Source organism: Stanieria cyanosphaera PCC 7437, assembly GCF_000317575.1.
Lineage (GTDB): Bacteria > Cyanobacteriota > Cyanobacteriia > Cyanobacteriales > Xenococcaceae > Stanieria > Stanieria cyanosphaera.
Genome location: NC_019748.1, coordinates 171,197 through 187,315, shown reverse-complemented (window position 1 = coordinate 187,315; position 16,119 = coordinate 171,197). Strand labels below are relative to the sequence as shown.

At 36.3% G+C, this 16,119-nt stretch carries 17 protein-coding genes; 7 read left to right on the top strand and 10 right to left on the bottom strand.

What is annotated here, in order from left to right; all coding sequences use genetic code 11:
- Positions 1-101: 101 nt before the first annotated feature.
- Complete coding sequence (locus tag STA7437_RS00835) at positions 102-563, top strand: VOC family protein (RefSeq protein ID WP_015191464.1); 462 nt, start codon at positions 102-104, stop codon at positions 561-563.
- Between the two features lie 156 nt (positions 564-719).
- Here the strand turns inward: STA7437_RS00835 and STA7437_RS26040 are convergent, their stop codons facing one another.
- The 3 genes from STA7437_RS26040 to STA7437_RS00820 all read right to left on the bottom strand — a co-directional run bounded on the left by STA7437_RS26040 (position 720) and on the right by STA7437_RS00820 (position 2,743).
- Positions 720-1,160: a DUF6464 family protein gene (locus tag STA7437_RS26040; protein ID WP_015191463.1), complete on the bottom strand. Its 441-nt coding sequence runs from the start codon at positions 1,158-1,160 to the stop codon at positions 720-722.
- A gap of 56 nt (positions 1,161-1,216) precedes the next feature.
- Positions 1,217-1,603, bottom strand: a complete 387-nt coding sequence (gene speD / locus STA7437_RS00825) for an adenosylmethionine decarboxylase (protein ID WP_041619063.1) — start codon at positions 1,601-1,603, stop codon at positions 1,217-1,219.
- Between the two features lie 144 nt (positions 1,604-1,747).
- Positions 1,748-2,743 carry a pentapeptide repeat-containing protein gene (locus STA7437_RS00820; protein WP_015191461.1) on the bottom strand — a complete coding sequence of 332 codons (996 nt, stop codon included), beginning with the start codon at positions 2,741-2,743 and terminating at the stop codon, positions 1,748-1,750.
- 586 nt (positions 2,744-3,329) lie between these two features.
- On the opposite strand from STA7437_RS00820, the gene STA7437_RS00815 reads away from it, so the two are divergent.
- Positions 3,330-3,818 carry a gluconokinase gene (locus tag STA7437_RS00815; RefSeq protein WP_015191460.1) on the top strand — a complete coding sequence of 163 codons (489 nt, stop codon included), beginning with the start codon at positions 3,330-3,332 and terminating at the stop codon, positions 3,816-3,818.
- Between the two features lie 15 nt (positions 3,819-3,833).
- A complete protein-coding gene (locus STA7437_RS00810) occupies positions 3,834-4,643 on the top strand; it encodes a TlyA family RNA methyltransferase (protein ID WP_015191459.1) in 810 nt (269 codons plus the stop codon).
- Between the two features lie 254 nt (positions 4,644-4,897).
- Here STA7437_RS00810 and STA7437_RS00805 read toward each other — a convergent pair whose 3' ends face one another.
- Both STA7437_RS00805 and STA7437_RS00800 read right to left on the bottom strand, forming a co-directional pair.
- Positions 4,898-5,305, bottom strand: a complete 408-nt coding sequence (locus STA7437_RS00805; RefSeq protein WP_015191458.1) for an FHA domain-containing protein — start codon at positions 5,303-5,305, stop codon at positions 4,898-4,900.
- Between the two features lie 236 nt (positions 5,306-5,541).
- Entirely contained in the window at positions 5,542-5,865 is a 324-nt protein-coding gene (locus STA7437_RS00800) for a phasin family protein (protein WP_015191457.1), read from the bottom strand.
- 99 nt (positions 5,866-5,964) lie between these two features.
- Between STA7437_RS00800 and STA7437_RS00795 the strand changes: the two genes are divergently transcribed.
- Both STA7437_RS00795 and STA7437_RS00790 read left to right on the top strand, forming a co-directional pair.
- Positions 5,965-6,288: a TIGR03792 family protein gene (locus tag STA7437_RS00795; RefSeq protein WP_015191456.1), complete on the top strand. Its 324-nt coding sequence runs from the start codon at positions 5,965-5,967 to the stop codon at positions 6,286-6,288.
- Positions 6,289-6,316: 28 nt separating this feature from the next.
- The gene (locus tag STA7437_RS00790) at positions 6,317-6,676 is read left to right on the top strand and encodes a zinc ribbon domain-containing protein (protein WP_015191455.1); all 360 of its coding nucleotides are present in this window, start codon (positions 6,317-6,319) and stop codon (positions 6,674-6,676) included.
- Between the two features lie 84 nt (positions 6,677-6,760).
- Here the strand turns inward: STA7437_RS00790 and STA7437_RS00785 are convergent, their stop codons facing one another.
- Entirely contained in the window at positions 6,761-7,741 is a 981-nt protein-coding gene (locus tag STA7437_RS00785; RefSeq protein ID WP_015191454.1) for a PRC-barrel domain-containing protein, read from the bottom strand.
- Between the two features lie 428 nt (positions 7,742-8,169).
- On the opposite strand from STA7437_RS00785, the gene STA7437_RS00780 reads away from it, so the two are divergent.
- Both STA7437_RS00780 and STA7437_RS00775 read left to right on the top strand, forming a co-directional pair.
- Positions 8,170-8,391, top strand: coding sequence for an RNA-binding S4 domain-containing protein (locus STA7437_RS00780; protein ID WP_015191453.1), 222 nt, complete (start codon positions 8,170-8,172; stop codon positions 8,389-8,391).
- 389 nt (positions 8,392-8,780) lie between these two features.
- A complete protein-coding gene (locus STA7437_RS00775) occupies positions 8,781-10,820 on the top strand; it encodes an elongation factor G (protein WP_015191452.1) in 2,040 nt (679 codons plus the stop codon).
- Positions 10,821-10,965: 145 nt separating this feature from the next.
- On the opposite strand, the gene STA7437_RS00770 is transcribed toward STA7437_RS00775, so the two are convergent.
- The 4 genes from STA7437_RS00770 to STA7437_RS00755 are packed head-to-tail and all read right to left on the bottom strand — an operon-like array spanning position 10,966 to position 15,939.
- Complete coding sequence (locus STA7437_RS00770; protein ID WP_015191451.1) at positions 10,966-11,535, bottom strand: hypothetical protein; 570 nt, start codon at positions 11,533-11,535, stop codon at positions 10,966-10,968.
- A gap of 11 nt (positions 11,536-11,546) precedes the next feature.
- Positions 11,547-12,761 carry a type II secretion system F family protein gene (locus STA7437_RS00765; RefSeq protein ID WP_015191450.1) on the bottom strand — a complete coding sequence of 405 codons (1,215 nt, stop codon included), beginning with the start codon at positions 12,759-12,761 and terminating at the stop codon, positions 11,547-11,549.
- Positions 12,762-12,817: 56 nt separating this feature from the next.
- A complete protein-coding gene (locus tag STA7437_RS00760; RefSeq protein ID WP_015191449.1) occupies positions 12,818-13,912 on the bottom strand; it encodes a type IV pilus twitching motility protein PilT in 1,095 nt (364 codons plus the stop codon).
- A gap of 23 nt (positions 13,913-13,935) precedes the next feature.
- Positions 13,936-15,939 (bottom strand): GspE/PulE family protein, encoded by a 2,004-nt coding sequence (locus STA7437_RS00755; RefSeq protein ID WP_015191448.1) that lies wholly within the window; start codon positions 15,937-15,939, stop codon positions 13,936-13,938.
- Between the last annotated feature and the right edge of the window lie 180 nt (positions 15,940-16,119).

Below are 16,119 nucleotides of genomic sequence, written 5' to 3'. Positions count from 1 at the left end.
TTAAATCAAACTCTATATCGCGATCGCTCTTTAACAGATTTGGGTACTTGGCAAACTAAACTTTTAACTTCAGCTTTAACCGTTGTAACTTAAGTAAAATCATGACTGTAAAGCCAGAAATTAAATCAAACTCTCTTAGACCAGGAAGTTTACGTAAAGTTCATCATATTGCTTTAAATGTGAAAGATATGGCTGCATCTCGTCATTTTTATGGCAAAATTTTGGGCTTACATGAACTCACAGGCGAAGAAGTGCCGAAAACTCTTATTAATCTAGTAGCAGCAGGTAAAGTAGCTAATTTTATTACTGCTGATGGCACTGTAATTGATTTATTCTGCGAACCAGATTTATCTCCACCCCATCCTGATCCTAGTCAAGCTTTTACTCGTGCTAATCATCTAGCCTTTGATATCGATCCCCAATTATTTGATTCGGCAGTAGAAGTTTTAAAAGCTAATCAAATTCAGATTGATAGTGGTCCTGTAACTCGTCCTACTGGCAAAGGAATTTATTTTTTCGATCCTGATGGTTTTATGATTGAAATTCGTTGCGATCCAAGTTAATACCAATTTGATTTAATCGTGAGAGAAAGTCAATTACCCATCGCTTCCCTTCGGGTAAGTATGGGACTCCTTACGAAAACAAGTTGAATCAAAGAAAGTAATTACTAATTACTTACCTCTGACTTCTTTAATTTATTTAAAAACCGCTAGAGATTACTACTTAGCTTGATAATGAATACAATCTTGACAAGGGCCATCAGGATTAACAGCACAACGAATATAGGGAGAATAAGCGTTGTAACGACAACTTACATCACCCACAAAATATTTTTTGAACTCGGTGGAATATTGATTACCAAAACTATCTAACTCGTATTCGTAAAAATGCCCCAATAACTCGTTCCCTGAAGAACTAACGCTTGAAGTATAATCTGTCATCAAACGAACTCTTCTCAATCTTGACGAAGTCGAAGCAGGCAAGGGGCTGTGTTCTGAATCGAATTCAGAACCTTGTAAGCTCCGTTCCGCCGTGAGAAGACGGAGTAACTTCGACTGCCATCTTTGCTTCACTCGGTGCAAAATAAAAATGGAAATGAGTGAAGGTAGTATACTTAGCAACAAGATTAAAGCTAGCTTGATGACAAGACTATGAGTCATTTTGAGCTAGATAAATAAAAAAATCTCAGTAATTATTGAAAATTTGGATTCAGTTTTTATGATACTGATGCTTCTAGTTGCAGTTCGGCAGCAACATGGCTAGGAAAACCACGGTCAGTTTCTTGCATTGTCATTTCTTTAGCTTGAAGGGCTTTTTGCAGAACTTCCATGGCTACTACTGGTTTTCCTTTTCCGCAGAAAAACAGATCTGCTGCAAAATAACCATATTCTGGCCAGGTATGAATCGCAATATGAGATTCCGCTAAAGTAGCAGTTGCTGTAACACCGTGGGGACTAAACTGGTGTACGCACAAATCGATTAGAGTAGCTTCTCCAGCAGCGATCGCTTCTATCATACCACGACGAATTTTTTCTGGATCGTTAAGCAAATCGGCTGGTGCGCCCCAAGCGTCTACCACCAGGTGAGTTCCCATTTTTTTCATTCCGATCAATTTACCCCCTGATATTTTCAGTCAAGCTATTAATAGTAGCATAAGTAAAACTCATAATCAATATTTAAGCTTAAGGCTTATTTAATAATTTGATTTACTCATACTATTGCTATTGTCCAAAACTATTCTAAAAGATTATTCAGCTTTTGTACCATTAGGCAGAATTGCCTGTTCCCAAGAGACTTTGAGTAAATTAGTTTGAGAAAGATTTGCGCCAATCAAATTAGCTGAAGTCAAATCTGCTCCCATTAAGTTAGCTCCTGTTAAATCTGTAAAAAGTAGGCCAGCTTGACATAAATTAGCTTGAGATAGATTAGCTTGACCTAAATTAGCGTTTAGTAAATTAGTTCCTGTTAAATTTGTGCCTTTAAGAATTACTTGTTGTAAATTAGCGTTGCTTAAAACTGCACCTTCTAGGTTAGCTGCGCTTAAATTTGCTTCTGTAAGATCCGCATCTTGAAGATTAACGCCTTCTAAATTAGCTCCTTGAAGATTAGCACCTTCTAAATTAGCTCCTCTTAAATCAGCAAAACGAAGATCAGCTTTTTCCAGATTCGCTTTTTTAAGATTGACACGATGTAAATAAGCTCGAATCAAAATTGCCTCTGGGCAATTAACATTTTCCAAATTAGCATTAGATAAAATGGCTCTGGTTAGAATAGCTCTTGTTAAATTAGAACCAGTTAAAATTGCTCCTGTTAAACTAGCTCCTGTTAAATTAGCTTCTTTGAGTTTACTTTTAAGCAATTGAGTTCCTACTAAACTACAACCGATTAAGATTGCTGCTGTTAAATTTGTTTTCGTACCAATAGCACTACTTAAAATTGCACCACTTAAATCGGCTTGTATTAAAGAAGCTTCTGTTAAGTTAGCACGAGAAAAATTCGTTTCAATTAGTTGGGCTTTTTCTAAATTACTTTGAGATAAATCAGCCCCACTTAAGTTAGCATTAATTAACTGAGCTTGGTTAAAATTCGCTTTTTTCAGAACAGCCATTTTTAAATCTATATTATTGAGACTGGCTCGTTGGAAATTAGCCTTAATTAATTTGATTGCTTGAAAATTACGTTGTCCATGTTTATAACAATCTAACACTTGATTTTCATCAAATCTTTCTCTAGTAGTACTCATAAAAACTGCTATCATTCACTCAATTGAAGTGAAGCTTAAGCCTCTCCTTTTGATTTGCAAAACTTCGTAGAAATTAGGTAGAAATTAATATTAATATTTAGTAAAAAAAATCATTGAGTGAGCTAAGAAAAATTCAATGTATAGCTTATATTTTTCAGTTAATTAATAAGCTAATCAAAGATATTCGTCTCAACTTAAGACTGATTTAATTACTCAATAAGTTATTTTTACGACGAACTTATGTTAGATAAGCTCGAATCGTTGCTATATATCAACTAAAAATTTGCCTAGCATCTTCTGCCAGCCAGGTCTGGGCATCAAGCTCGAAAAATCTTGTCTGTCAACTGTTTGGATCGAATCTAGTTCTTGGTCGATCGCTTTACTAGGAAACATACAGTTATTTAGCGCGTACTACTGAGTTAACCTAAATAGCGTTAATCGTCAATAGTATTTTTGCGTCTTTGGTTTTTGTTAAATTATTCTAATTGTAACCAATAATCAACACCACCAAGACAAAAGCGATAATTCTTGATGTTAACAAAACTTGAAAAACTGGTGAGATAGCAAATTTGTTTAGGTAAATTCTATGTTTTGCATCATTATGGGAGTGGCAGGATCAGGAAAATCAACTGTGGGAAAACTATTAAGTCAACGTCTCGGTTGGCAATTTTATGACGCAGATGACTTTCATACTCCAGAAAATATTGCTAAGATGAGTCTTGGTTTGCCTTTAAGCGATCGCGATCGAGAACCGTGGTTAGATAGATTAAAACAGCTAATTGAGCAAACTATTAATCAAGGAAACAGTGGAATCTTAGCTTGTTCTGCGCTTAAGTCATCTTATCGCCAGTTTTTAACTCAAGAACAAAAAAATGAAATTTGTTGGGTATATCTTCGTGGGGATTATCAATTAATCTCGACTCGAATTAAACAACGTCAACAACATTTTTTTAAAGAGGAAATATTGAACACCCAATTTGCTAATCTAGAAGAACCAACAGAAGCACTAATTATAGATGTTTCTTTGTCTCCAGACGCGATCGTGGATACGATCCTCGCTTATCTTTCCGATTAATATATCAAGATCATTTTGAGCAAACAAAGATTAGATCATCTCTTAGTAGAACTTAACCTATCTTCTTCTCGCCAAAAAGCTCAACGATTAATTCGAGCAGGAGAAGTTAAAGTAGAAGGAAAAATTATTGATAAACCAGGAACAGAAATTGATCCTACAGCTAAGATAGAACTACTAGTTAAACCTGCCTATGTCTCTCGGGGAGGAGAAAAACTTGCTCAGGCTCTTACTCAATTAAAAATTGATGTTAGTGAGCGAATCTGTTTAGACGGTGGTATTTCCACAGGAGGATTTACTGACTGTTTACTTCAAGCAGGAGCTAAAAAAGTTTATGGAATAGATGTCGGTTATGGGCAAGTAGCTTGGAATTTGCGTCAAGATCCAAGAGTTATTTTAAAAGAAAGAACTAATTTTCGTTATTTAACTCCCAAAGACTTATACAATGATGACACCTATGCAAATTTAGGTGTAATGGATTTATCTTTTATTTCTTTAACTAAAGTTTTAGAACCTCTCTGGAATTTACTAATAGTTCCTAAAGAAGTAATTTTATTAATCAAACCTCAATTTGAAGTTGGACGAGAAAAGGTAGGAAAAAAGGGAGTAGTGCGTAATCCGGAAGATCACGCTCAAGCTATCCTGCAAGTATGGGAAGTTGCAGCCAAATTAGGCTGGTATTATCAAGGATTAACTTTTTCTCCAATCAAAGGGCCAGCGGGAAACATAGAATATCTTTTATGGTTGAAAACCGAACCGATGACTCAAGCTCCAGACTTGAAAGATATAAAACTGGTTACCCAAACAGCAGCAACTGCGGTCAATTAATCTTGATCTAACAATTCTCAAATTGACTTTAACAGTTATCAGTTAGTAATTACTAATTATGAGGGATGAATAATCAACCATTAACAATCAGCAAAATACTATGGCACTACGTATTTAGGTTAGGACACGCAAATCTTGTCAGGGCGAGAGCGCCAATCGCCCCTACTATTTACAATAATGTCCTAATCTTTCTTTGTACTGCTATAGGAGCTTGAATATCTTTTATTAATGTGAGAAACGCTATATTAAATAATTCAACTAATTAAAGTATCTTTAGCATCTCTACGGCTTTTAGATTTTTGAGATTCTAATAAAGCAGAAATTCTTTCTAAATCCGTTTCTTTCTCTTCTACGGGTGTTTCTGATTCGATTTTAATCAGGATTTTTGGACCAGAACTAGCCAGACGCATAATCATACCATCCACTGCCAGAGTTTTAGTTACTCTTTTCCCATCTATGTAAGTGCCATTAGCTCCTAAATTAATCAGTTCCCATTCTTGTCCTGCTCGTCTGATTTCGACATGATGACGAGAAACTACCGCACTATAGAGAACTACTTCATTATTAGTCGAGCGTCCAATCCGAATTCTGGGTTCGCTCTTAAAAGTCCAGCTTTGAACTGGGACTGGTTGGAGAGGATGCAGTAGAGTTAATGTAATCACGAATATGCTATCGGTATAATGAAACGTTTTTAAACAGAACTTTGATTCTCAGTTCCGAAAAGCTTGGGTACTATATTTTGAGCTACTGAGTACTATGCCAAATTGATCAATATAATCTCACGACAATAGCTAACTCTCAGCAATTACAATCTCAATCTTAGCGGAAGATTGTTCTAGATGTCTCCTATTTCAACGAGACATTTAATCAAAAACCCAAGCTTACAGTAATCATGATTTTAACGCCACGATTTATTTTCTAATTCTCTAACCTGACGTTCAAGTCGGTCGATACGACCTCTTAACTCATCTATTTCTGTCTGACGAGGAACGCCAAGATCTTGTAACATATTTTTCATTTGTCTTTCGAGTTGTTTTTGAAAACTGCCTGGTTCTGAATTAAGCTGATTCATAAAATCATCAACGAAAGCTTTGGCTTGGTCGCCATTAATTTTGCCTTCTTTGACCCACTGTTCGCTAACTTCTTTAATTTTTTCAGCTACAAAAGAGGTGGTTCCGACTCCGACCATTAATAATTGCTTAATCCAATCATTACTATCCATAATATTTACCTACGATTAATTTTTTCTATCCATTCGATCATAGAATAGCCCAAGGATGATGTTACAAAGATTAATCAATTCAATTTTTCAGTGAGCAACATGGTTATCGAATGGCTTAAATTTCAAGTAGCACCTGAATCAAGGGAAAAATTTATTCAAAAAGATGAACAAATCTGGACTGCTTTTTTGACTACGTGTTCAGGATTTTTAGGTAAAGAAATTTGGCTCAATCCTGATGCTAGCGACCAAATTGTGATTGTAGCGCATTGGCAAACTAGAGAACAATGGAAAGCCATTCCTCAAAAGCTTTTAGCTCAAACCGAAGCCAAATTTGCTCAACAGATGGGACGCGATCGCTATAAAATGATTGAAATGGCTGAATATCAGATCCGCAAATTTCCAGAAATGTCAAAATCTAAATAAAGTATGTTTTTCTGAGCCATCTGATTAAATGACTACTTGTCCTCGTTGTCAACAACCTGTTAGTCCTCAAGCTGTCAGTTGTCCTCATTGTGGCAATCAACTTAAGGCTTTTGGACATCCTGGTATTCCTCTTTATCAAGCAACTAACGAATCTTTTTTATGCCCTCAATGTCTTTATGATGAAGATGATACCTGTAATTATCCTCAACGCCCTTATGCCAAAAGTTGTACCCTTTTTCATGACAAATCTTTACCTTTAGTTGAAGAAAAAACTTTATCTTCTCATAAAAATGCTTTTAGATTGATTCGGGGTTGGTTGAGTAATCATCGAGGGTTAGTCATACTTTGTGTTTTGATCATGGTTAGTATGATTTTAGCTTTGAGTTAAACCAGAAAAGTTTAGCTGAGACTATTGATTAGTTTAAACTTGAACTCATGTCTCAGCTTGTTTGTTTGCTTAGAAGAATTAGTTTTATCCAGCTTCTTCTTCGTATTCTGGTGCTTTTTCTTTTTGTCTTTCTGGAATATTAAGAGGTGGAGGATTATATGGTTTGGGATTTTCGTCATCATCCCACATATCTTCTGGTTGTTCTTGATACTCGTATTCTTCTACGGTTCGAGCTTCATATACAGGTGTATCATAGACTCGCTCTGGTTCTGGTTCAATTCCTCCCCAATTATCTTCTTCTAAATCTTCTTCATATTCAACATAAGGAACTGCTTGAGCTTTTTGAACAGGCGGTACTACCCTCGCTTCTTGCCATTCATCTTCATCCCACGTTTCCTCCATCACAGGAGTTCTAGTTTCTATAGGAGTAGCAATAGGAGGACCCACGGGAACGCCTGTTGGTAACTGATTTTCTGCCTTAACAGTTGGAGGATAATAGCTCTCTTCCTCTCTTTCCCAAGGAGGACGACCAATGCCTAAACGCTCTAATAAACCTACTGTAATTTGAGTTATTTTTTCTTCTGCGCCTTCAAAAACAATTAATCGATTTGGACCGCTACTTACTACTTCTTCAATGGATAATTCGTAAGTACTAATTATTTGTTCAGGAATTTGAGGTATCCCAAGAGAGGCAATGATAATGGAGTATATTTTACCGTCTTCAATATTAAACTGAAAATCTCTAACTTTTCCTAACGGTTCTCCTGCCTCTGTAATAACTTCACAGCTAATTAGTTTAGTATAAGCTTCTATTTCAATGTCTTCGATAACGTTTTCGTCTTCTACCAGGATGACATCTCCAGTCTGGCGAATACTCTCTAAATACATATATTTAGGTATACCAGAAACGGAAAGAAAATTATCTCGCAAACCCAACGCTACTATTTCTCGTCGGTCTATATCCACCAAAATCTCTTTGACTACACCCAATCTTTTGCCACTATTACGGGCAATTACTTGAGTATTGAGAAATTCACTACGTAGACGTATGTTTTCAGTTGTCATTTTATTGTTCAGTCGATCTTAAGCTAACGCTTGCTCAAATATTCTATTAAGTTGTTTTTTTTATAGAGATTGTTTAATTGTAATTTACAAACAACAATATAAAGTTGCTACTATTTTGAAATCATTCTAGCTAATCTGCAACTGTTTGCTTTATTTGAGCATAAATACCTAATTTTAGCAATACGGGAAAATCCCAGTCACTTATTGAGGAACTGGCTACTCAATCAAAAAATCACATTTTGAGCAGCTTGATTTTTTCCTTAAACAAATGAAATATCGCTATTACTTGAATAGTTTAAGTTTTTATAATTCTAGCTTAAACGCTTGAGCGACAGCATAGTAGGATTTATCTTTTTAAATACCTTAAAGGCTAAGTATATTTTTTAAGCATTTTTAATCACAATAACTAGAGGATTGTATTTTTTTTTATGAGTCAAAATTTAGATAATAGTTCTAATCGCTCTTTCATTAAACTTGATCAGTTTCTCAAATGGCAAGGACTAGTTCAAACTGGTGGTGAAGCAAAACTGAGAATTAAAGCAGGTGAAATTTTAGTTAATGGAGAAGTTGAAACAAGAAGAGGAAGAAAATTAGTATCAGGGGATATTGTTACAGTTGCAAATTTGGCTTATAAAGTCGAATTAAATTAAGTATATTTCCCCAACGCGATCGCTTTTGAGACTGAAACAACTTCATATTTCGCAAAAATAAACGAAAAAAATTTTATTGCTCGGATTTCAATAACAAAATTATTGAGTTGTTATTGTTACATTTATTTTAAAGTTTGATAATTATTTTTATCTTTATTATGAAATATTAACATTTATTATTTAAACTTTGTTTTGAAGCAAGTTTCTCTTAAAAGAAATTGCAAAGTTAGTAAATATGACCCCAGAAAGAGTTAACCTCACAATCAGAAACTATTAATTTCTGCTTAACTTGTGAAAATAATTAAACAGAAACTAATAAAGTAGCAATAGAGAGATAATAGCAAGATCTGCAAACCAACAGAATAATTTTTACTTGGGGGTCAAAATTTATGAGTAAAAATAGCTTAGAAAACATCCGTAATGTGGCAATTGTTGGTCCTTATTCTAGTGGTAAAACAACTCTACTAGAAAGCATTTTATTTGTAAGTGGAGCAATTACTCGAAAAGGTAGTGTTAAAGAAAAAAATACTGTAGGAGATAGTTCTCCTGAAGCACGCGATCGCTCTATGAGCGTGGAAGTTTCGGTTGCTAGTACTGATTATCAAGATGTACGATTAACTATTTTAGATTGTCCTGGATCAGTAGAATTTGCTCAGGAAACCTACAATGCTTTAGTCGGTGCAGGAGCAGCGATCATAGTTTGTGAACCAGTAGTAGAGCGAGTACTTACTCTGGCTCCTCTGTTCAAATTTCTTGACGATTGGGAAATTCCCCATTTAGTTTTTATCAATAAAATGGATCGTAGTTCTTCAGAGTACATGGATATTCTTCATGCGCTTAAAGAAGTTTCTAGTCGTCCTTTAGTTCCGCAACAATATCCTATTCGTAAAGAAGATACTTGCATCGGTTACATTGATTTAGTTACAGAACAAGCTTATCATTATCATCAAGCTCATCATGCCGATCCAGTCCCTTTGCCTGAGCATTTAGCAGCCGAAGAAAAAGCAGCCAGAACAGAAATGCTAGAAACACTGGCAGATTTTGACGATCATTTATTAGAAGAACTCATCGAAGAAATTGACCCCCCCCAAGAAGAAATCCTTCAAGACCTCAAACAAGATTTAAGTGCAGACTTGATTGTACCTGTATTTTTGGGTATTGCAGAACAAAACTACGGTGTTCGTCCTTTACTTGATGCTTTAGTCAAAGAAGCTCCAGACCCCCATGTCACCGCCGAACGTCGCGGATTTAAATCAGAAGCTAATGGTGATACTGTTGCTCAAGTATTAAAAACTTTTTATACTCCCCAAGGCGGAAGACTTTCTTTAGTAAGGGTTTGGCAAGGTCAACTTAATGATGGCATAACGCTTAATGGTGTTCGTGTAGGTGGTGTTTATCATTTGATGGGACAACAGCAAGAATCAATTCAAACTGCTAATGTGGGAGAAATTGTTGCTGTAGGTCGTTTAGAAGGAATCCAAACAGGCGAGACTTTGACAAGTTCCGGTCAAAAAATTCAAGAATTGCCTAAAGCAGATCAAATGCTTCCAGTGTATGCGATGGCGATCGCGCCTGAAAATCGTCAAGATGAAGTTAAACTGAGCAATGCTTTAACTAAATTACTCGAAGAAGACCCCTCTTTATACTGGGAACAACATGGCGATACTCATGAAGTCATTTTATGGGGACAAGGAGAAATCCATCTACAGGTAAGTTTAGACCGGCTCCGTCGTAAATACAACTTACCAATGAATACTCATTTACCACAAATTCCCTACAAAGAAACAATTCGACAGTCGGTCGTTTCTCATGGTCGCTATAAACATCAAAGTGGTGGACATGGAGCGTTTGGAGATGTTTATCTAGAAATTAAACCCCTTTCCCGTGGAGAAGGTTTTTATTTCCATGAAACTATTGTTGGTGGTGTTGTGCCAAAACAATATATTCCTGGCGTAGAAATGGGAGTAAAAGAATATCTTGAACATGGACCATTAGGTTTTCCCGTAGTTGATGTAGATATTACCCTTAAAGATGGTTCTCACCACTCAGTCGATAGTTCGGAACAAGCTTTTAAACAAGCTGCGCGAATTGCTATGAATGAGGGAATGCCTAAATGTAATCCAGTTTTGTTAGAACCTATTCTTTCGATTAATGTTTCTGCGCCTTCAGAATTTACGTCCAAAGTTTTGCAATTAATTACAGGAAGAAGAGGACAAATTCTTGGTTATGAAGGTATTTCTGGTTGGAAAGGATGGGACCGAGTTTCAGCCTATTTACCCCAAGCTGAAATGCACAATTTTATTATCGAATTGCGTTCTCTGACGTTAGGAGTTGGTTCTTTTCAATGGGAATATGCTCATCTTCAAGAAGTACCAGAAAAGTTACTTCAGAATTTACTGACAACTACGGCGGGAAATAATAACAAATAAATAGTCAACCAAATAATAAGGGATTTTACTGTTAATTTTAGTTGAGTAGAACTCATGGTAAAAAAAGTGAGAGCTATAAATACTTTAGATACCTTTCTACCCAATTGAAAAAGCTGTAAATCCCTTGTTAGATAAAAATTTAATCTTAAGTAGACAAAATTTCTGTTATTTCATGATCTGTTAAATGACTCGTTCTCATAATAAAGGGTAATCCAGCACCAGCTAATCCTTGTTTAACTCGGTCTAAAGTTTGTTCAAAAACCACAAATAAAGGATAAATTTGTTCTGCTGCTTCGCTAAACAAATGTTGTTCAGTTGGAGGCATCAGCCATTCATAGTCTCGGTCAAGATAAACTTGGATTTGTCGCCATCGATTTAACAATTGCGAAAAATCTTCTTCAGGACGATGAATTAGAACTAAAATTTCTGCTCCTAGTTTAATTTTCCATTCAGGATCGCACATTAAAATTGCCAACTCACAAGGTAGATGAGTCGCAACTTTAGGTGCAGGAAAACCAGATAAAGATGCCGAATTAGTTTGAGGTTGAGCAATTCTAGCGACAGGAAGAGGAATTGTAATTAAACTTTGTTCTGGTCGGCGAATACTAGGGATTTTTTCTAGATAAGGTCGATATTGCTTCAAAAGAGCGATCGCGCCTTCACAAGAACTATACTCTGCCAATAAATTTTCATAATCAGATTGTTTAACAGACATAAAAAGTCACACTAACCTAATTGATCGAAGATCGAGAACATTGGCAAATACATCGACAGCAAAATTGTACCTACCATCCCTGCAATGCCAACCATCATCAAAGGTTCAATAATACTAGTTAAAGCTTTAACCGCTTGTTCTACTTCATCTTCATAAAAATCAGCCACTTTGGACATCATTTCATCTAATTCCCCAGTTTCTTCGCCAATACTAATCATTTGAATTGCTAAAGGAGGAAAAATCTTTTCTTTTTGAATTGCTAAAGAAATCATGCCTCCTTGTTGAATTTCCTTTTTAGCTGAAGTAACTGCATTAACAATGACTTGATTGCCAATAGTATTACAAACAATATCAAAACAATTGAGTACAGGTACTCCAGAACGAGTCAGAGTTCCAAATACGCGACAAAAACGAGCTACCGCAGATTTTTCATTCAGATCGCCAAATAAAGGCATTTTTAGAAAAAAAGCATCAATTTGTAACCTTCCAGCAGGAGTTTTATAGTACATTCGGAAGAGAAAACTTGCTCCCATAAAAAACCCAATCGGAATAATAGCTTTCCAACTTCTGAGAGTATCACTTAAAAACAACATAAACTTAGTTAAAGCTGGTAATTCTGCGCCTAATTGCTCAAAAATCCCTGCAAATACCGGGATTAGAAAAATCGTCATCCCCAAAAAAGCAAGCACAGCAAAAATACCAACCACTACAGGATAAGCCATTGCCGATTTGATCTGATTTCTCAATTTGGCGACATCTTCGAGTAACTTGGCAAGACGTTCCATAACTTCGTCTAAAACACCACCAGTTTCTCCTGCTTCTACCATGCTGACGTAAAGGTCATCAAAACATTCAGGGTGTTTACTCATAGCTTCAGACAAATTATTTCCCTGTTGCACTTCGGCACTAATTGCGAGTAAAGCCTTTTTTAATTTTGGATTAGGAGCTTGATCTGCTAAGATTGCTAAAGCACGAACGATCGCAACTCCTGCATTAACCATGACTGAAAATTGACGAGAAAATACTGCTTTATCTTTAATTGAAACTTTACTCAGAAGTAATTCTAATTGAGATAAATCTAAATCTAAAGCAGATTTATTAATTTTTCCTACTGCTTTATATCTATTTTTGAGAATACTATAGGCTTGTTCAGGAGAACTAGCTTCAATTTTTTCCTTAAAAATTTTGCCTGAATGGTCTTTAACTTTAGCTACGTATATAGACATAATTTTGTTAATAGTTAATAGTTAATGGTTGATTGTTAACTGGTAACTGGTCACTGTTATCTAGTCTTAGCTGTTGCTGCTAAACCAGTTACTAAACGCTGTAATTCATCGGGTTTACTACTTTTAGCCAAGCCTTCTTCAATATCAATCGTGCCACTGTTAACCAGATGAGCAAGAGCTTGTTCCATCGTTTGCATTCCCAACTTAGCTCCTGTTTGAATAGCTGAATAAACTTGGGAAGCTTTTCCTTCACGAATTAAATTTGCGATCGCTGGAGTAACAATCATGATTTCTTGTACCATTACTCGTCCAAACTCTCCTGGTTTGGGGTTTTTCTTTTTGACCAGAGTTTGACTAAATACAGCCACTAAGGAATTAGAAAGCATGGCACGAATTTGTGCTTGTTGTCCCGAAGGAAAAACATCAATCATCCTGTCTACCGTACTAGCAGCCGAACTAGTATGAAGTGTGCCAAAAACTAAGTGACCTGTTTCTGCTGCCGAGATAGCCAAAGAAATTGTTTCCAAATCCCGCATTTCTCCTACCAAAATAATATCTGGATCTTCCCGTAAAGCAGCTTTGAGAGCATTGGCAAAACTTTTGGTATCTTCACCTTTTTGTCTTTGATGAAATAAACTTTTAGCATTCGGGAAAACGTATTCAATCGGGTCTTCTACTGTTAAAATATGCTCCGCTCTAGTGCGATTGATTAAGTCCAGCATGGCTGCTAAAGTAGTAGTTTTACCCGAACCAGTAGGCCCTGTTACTAAAATTAAACCTCTCGGTCGATGAGTCATATCGCGGACTACATCTGGTAAACCCAACTGATCGAAATTGGGAATTTTAGAAGATAAGGCTCGCAAACAAGCAGCATAACAACCGCGTTCTTTATAGACATTGACCCGAAAACGAGCTAATCCTTTTACCCCATAAGAACAATCTAATTCCCAATTCTGCTCTAAATCTTTACGTTGATTGTTGTTGAGCATACTAAAGATTAGTTTTTGACATTCTTGAGGACTCAACTCCTCTCCAATCGGAGTCAGTTTGCCACTAATGCGAAAATAGACTGGTGCGGTAGCTTGAATATGCATATCTGAGCCACCCATTTCCACTAATCGCTCCATCAAATCTTCAATCATTAAATCCATAATTTTTCTCCTAAAAATCAGTTTTAATCGCTAAATCTAGATGTTGTACAGTAGGGACAATCTAGCCATTCGGGTTTTAACTCTGCATTACAAGTACGACAAATTAAACCGCTCTTGCGTTTGGCTTTTAACTCTGCTTCCAAACCAGAATCAGTGAAGGTTACGCGTTCGACTTCCTCTAGAGTTGTATGACCTTGACGAACTAAATTTAGACTATATGCCAGTAAGGTAACCATGCCATCTTCAACAGCAACTTCCTTGATGCGGTCGGTTGTTGCTCCAGTGTTAATTAAATTCTCTAAGCGCTCAGAATTACGCATTACTTCGTAAACACCAACCCTGCCTTTGTAACCAATACCAGTACACTTAGGACAAAGAGTGCCATTAGCTCTTGCTTCGTTTATTTGTTCTGGGTTTAAAGTGTTAGCTTTATAAAAAGTTATTTCTTCTTCATTGCTGGCAGATAAACCAAATCTGGCTAATTCTTCATGAGTAGGATTGTAAGCAATCCGACATTCACCACAAACTCGACGCATTAATCTTTGAGCTACTACTCCCAATAAACCGCCAGAAATCATAAAAGGTTCAATACCCATTTCATCCAAACGAGCGATCGCGCCTGCTGCGTCATTAGTGTGAAGAGTTGTAATAACTAAGTGACCAGTCAACGCTGCTTCAATTGCTGTTTTGGCTGTTTCAGGATCTCTAGTCTCACCTACTAGAATGACATCAGGGTCTTGTCGAAGGAAAGCTCTTAAGATCGAGGCAAAATTCATGCCTTTCTCACGAATTACCTGTACCTGAGTAATCCCATCCAAAGAATATTCAATAGGATCTTCTGCCGTACTAATATTAACGCCAGGATTATTTCGTTCTGCCAGAATTGAATAAAGAGTGGTAGATTTACCCGAACCCGTAGGCCCTGTTACTAAAATTAAGCCAAAAGGACGAGCAGCTAACTCCCTAACTATGGCTAAAGTAGACTCATCACTAATTAATTTATCTAAACCTAACTGAGTGGCAGAGTTATCTAGAATTCGTAAACAAACTTTTTCTCCATAGCGACTAGGTAAACTACTAACCCGAAAATCTACTTTGCGTCCCTGAAACATTCGCCGAATCTTACCATCTTGAGGTAAACGTTTTTCAGCAATATCTAAATCTGCCATGATTTTGAAACGAGCAACTACTGCGGGCGTAATTTTTTTGGGAAGAGGATCGAATGGTTGTTGTAATACTCCGTCTTTGCGATAACGAACCCGTAAAAATTCTTCTTGAGGTTCGACATGAATATCAGAAATACCATCTTGTAAAGCTCTAGCCAAAATTTTATTAACTAAACTAATGATTGGTGCGCCTTGAGCATCATTAGCAGCCCCTAAATCGTCTTCTACTTCATCGGCTGTTTCTTCTAAATTAAAATCTAAATTTTCTAAATTGATTGAAACATCAACTTTCGCTTCAGATTTTTTAGTTTCTTCTTTTTTAACTTGCTCGTCTAAATATTGATCGATCAGTCTTTGATAATCTGTCGGAGTGATTACCATCCTTTGTAGCTCAATTCCTTTAGGACGTAAGATGCGGTTGAGATCATCTTGAGCTTCTAAGTTTTCGGGATCAACCATTGCTACCAATAAAACAGGAGGTTGTTTGTCCTCTCTTTGTAGAGGGATTAATTGATAGCGACGACAAATATCAATCGGAATCAGAGTATCAATTAAATGACTCATCTGATTATTATTGATTGGACTGATTTCAGGATCTAAGCATTCAACCCCATATAAAACCTTTAGTTCAAATAAATGGTGTTTTTTATACTGACGTACTAAATCAGGAGGTAATTGTTGACCAGTAAGCGATTCCAGCACATCAATTAGCGATTGCCCAGACGTGCGACTTTGTGATAAAGCCTGCTGCATCTGATCTCCATTTACAAAGCCGACTTGAATTAACTTATTACCAAAAGGAGAAAAGTAATTGCGTAATGCGATCGCTCTAGTTCGTTTTGAAGATGAAGAATAAGTCATAAAATAAATAAGGTCATATAAAATATCTCCTGACTGTGATTAGTGTTCCCGAAAAGATTGTTAAAATTAAATTTTCTTAGACAAAAAAATCTCTACTCTACTAAACTGAATTAACAGCCAAAATCTATCTGCTAATCAGGAATTATTCCTTACGCTATTACCTATTTAGTGACGGCAAAT

Excerpts from the sequence above, each read along its gene's own strand:
- STA7437_RS00835 (WP_015191464.1), top strand. The coding sequence starts at position 102 with ATGACTGTAAAGCCAGAAATTAAATCAAACTCTCTTAGACCAGGAAGT.
- STA7437_RS26040 (WP_015191463.1), bottom strand. The coding sequence starts at position 1,160 with ATGACTCATAGTCTTGTCATCAAGCTAGCTTTAATCTTGTTGCTAAGT.
- speD (WP_041619063.1), bottom strand. The coding sequence starts at position 1,603 with ATGAAAAAAATGGGAACTCACCTGGTGGTAGACGCTTGGGGCGCACCA.
- STA7437_RS00820 (WP_015191461.1), bottom strand. The coding sequence starts at position 2,743 with ATGAGTACTACTAGAGAAAGATTTGATGAAAATCAAGTGTTAGATTGT.
- STA7437_RS00815 (WP_015191460.1), top strand. The coding sequence starts at position 3,330 with ATGTTTTGCATCATTATGGGAGTGGCAGGATCAGGAAAATCAACTGTG.
- STA7437_RS00800 (WP_015191457.1), bottom strand. The coding sequence starts at position 5,865 with ATGGATAGTAATGATTGGATTAAGCAATTATTAATGGTCGGAGTCGGA.
- STA7437_RS00795 (WP_015191456.1), top strand. The coding sequence starts at position 5,965 with ATGGTTATCGAATGGCTTAAATTTCAAGTAGCACCTGAATCAAGGGAA.
- STA7437_RS00790 (WP_015191455.1), top strand. The coding sequence starts at position 6,317 with ATGACTACTTGTCCTCGTTGTCAACAACCTGTTAGTCCTCAAGCTGTC.
- STA7437_RS00785 (WP_015191454.1), bottom strand. The coding sequence starts at position 7,741 with ATGACAACTGAAAACATACGTCTACGTAGTGAATTTCTCAATACTCAA.
- STA7437_RS00780 (WP_015191453.1), top strand. The coding sequence starts at position 8,170 with ATGAGTCAAAATTTAGATAATAGTTCTAATCGCTCTTTCATTAAACTT.
- STA7437_RS00775 (WP_015191452.1), top strand. The coding sequence starts at position 8,781 with ATGAGTAAAAATAGCTTAGAAAACATCCGTAATGTGGCAATTGTTGGT.
- STA7437_RS00770 (WP_015191451.1), bottom strand. The coding sequence starts at position 11,535 with ATGTCTGTTAAACAATCTGATTATGAAAATTTATTGGCAGAGTATAGT.
- STA7437_RS00765 (WP_015191450.1), bottom strand. The coding sequence starts at position 12,761 with ATGTCTATATACGTAGCTAAAGTTAAAGACCATTCAGGCAAAATTTTT.
- STA7437_RS00760 (WP_015191449.1), bottom strand. The coding sequence starts at position 13,912 with ATGGATTTAATGATTGAAGATTTGATGGAGCGATTAGTGGAAATGGGT.
- STA7437_RS00755 (WP_015191448.1), bottom strand. The coding sequence starts at position 15,939 with ATGACTTATTCTTCATCTTCAAAACGAACTAGAGCGATCGCATTACGC.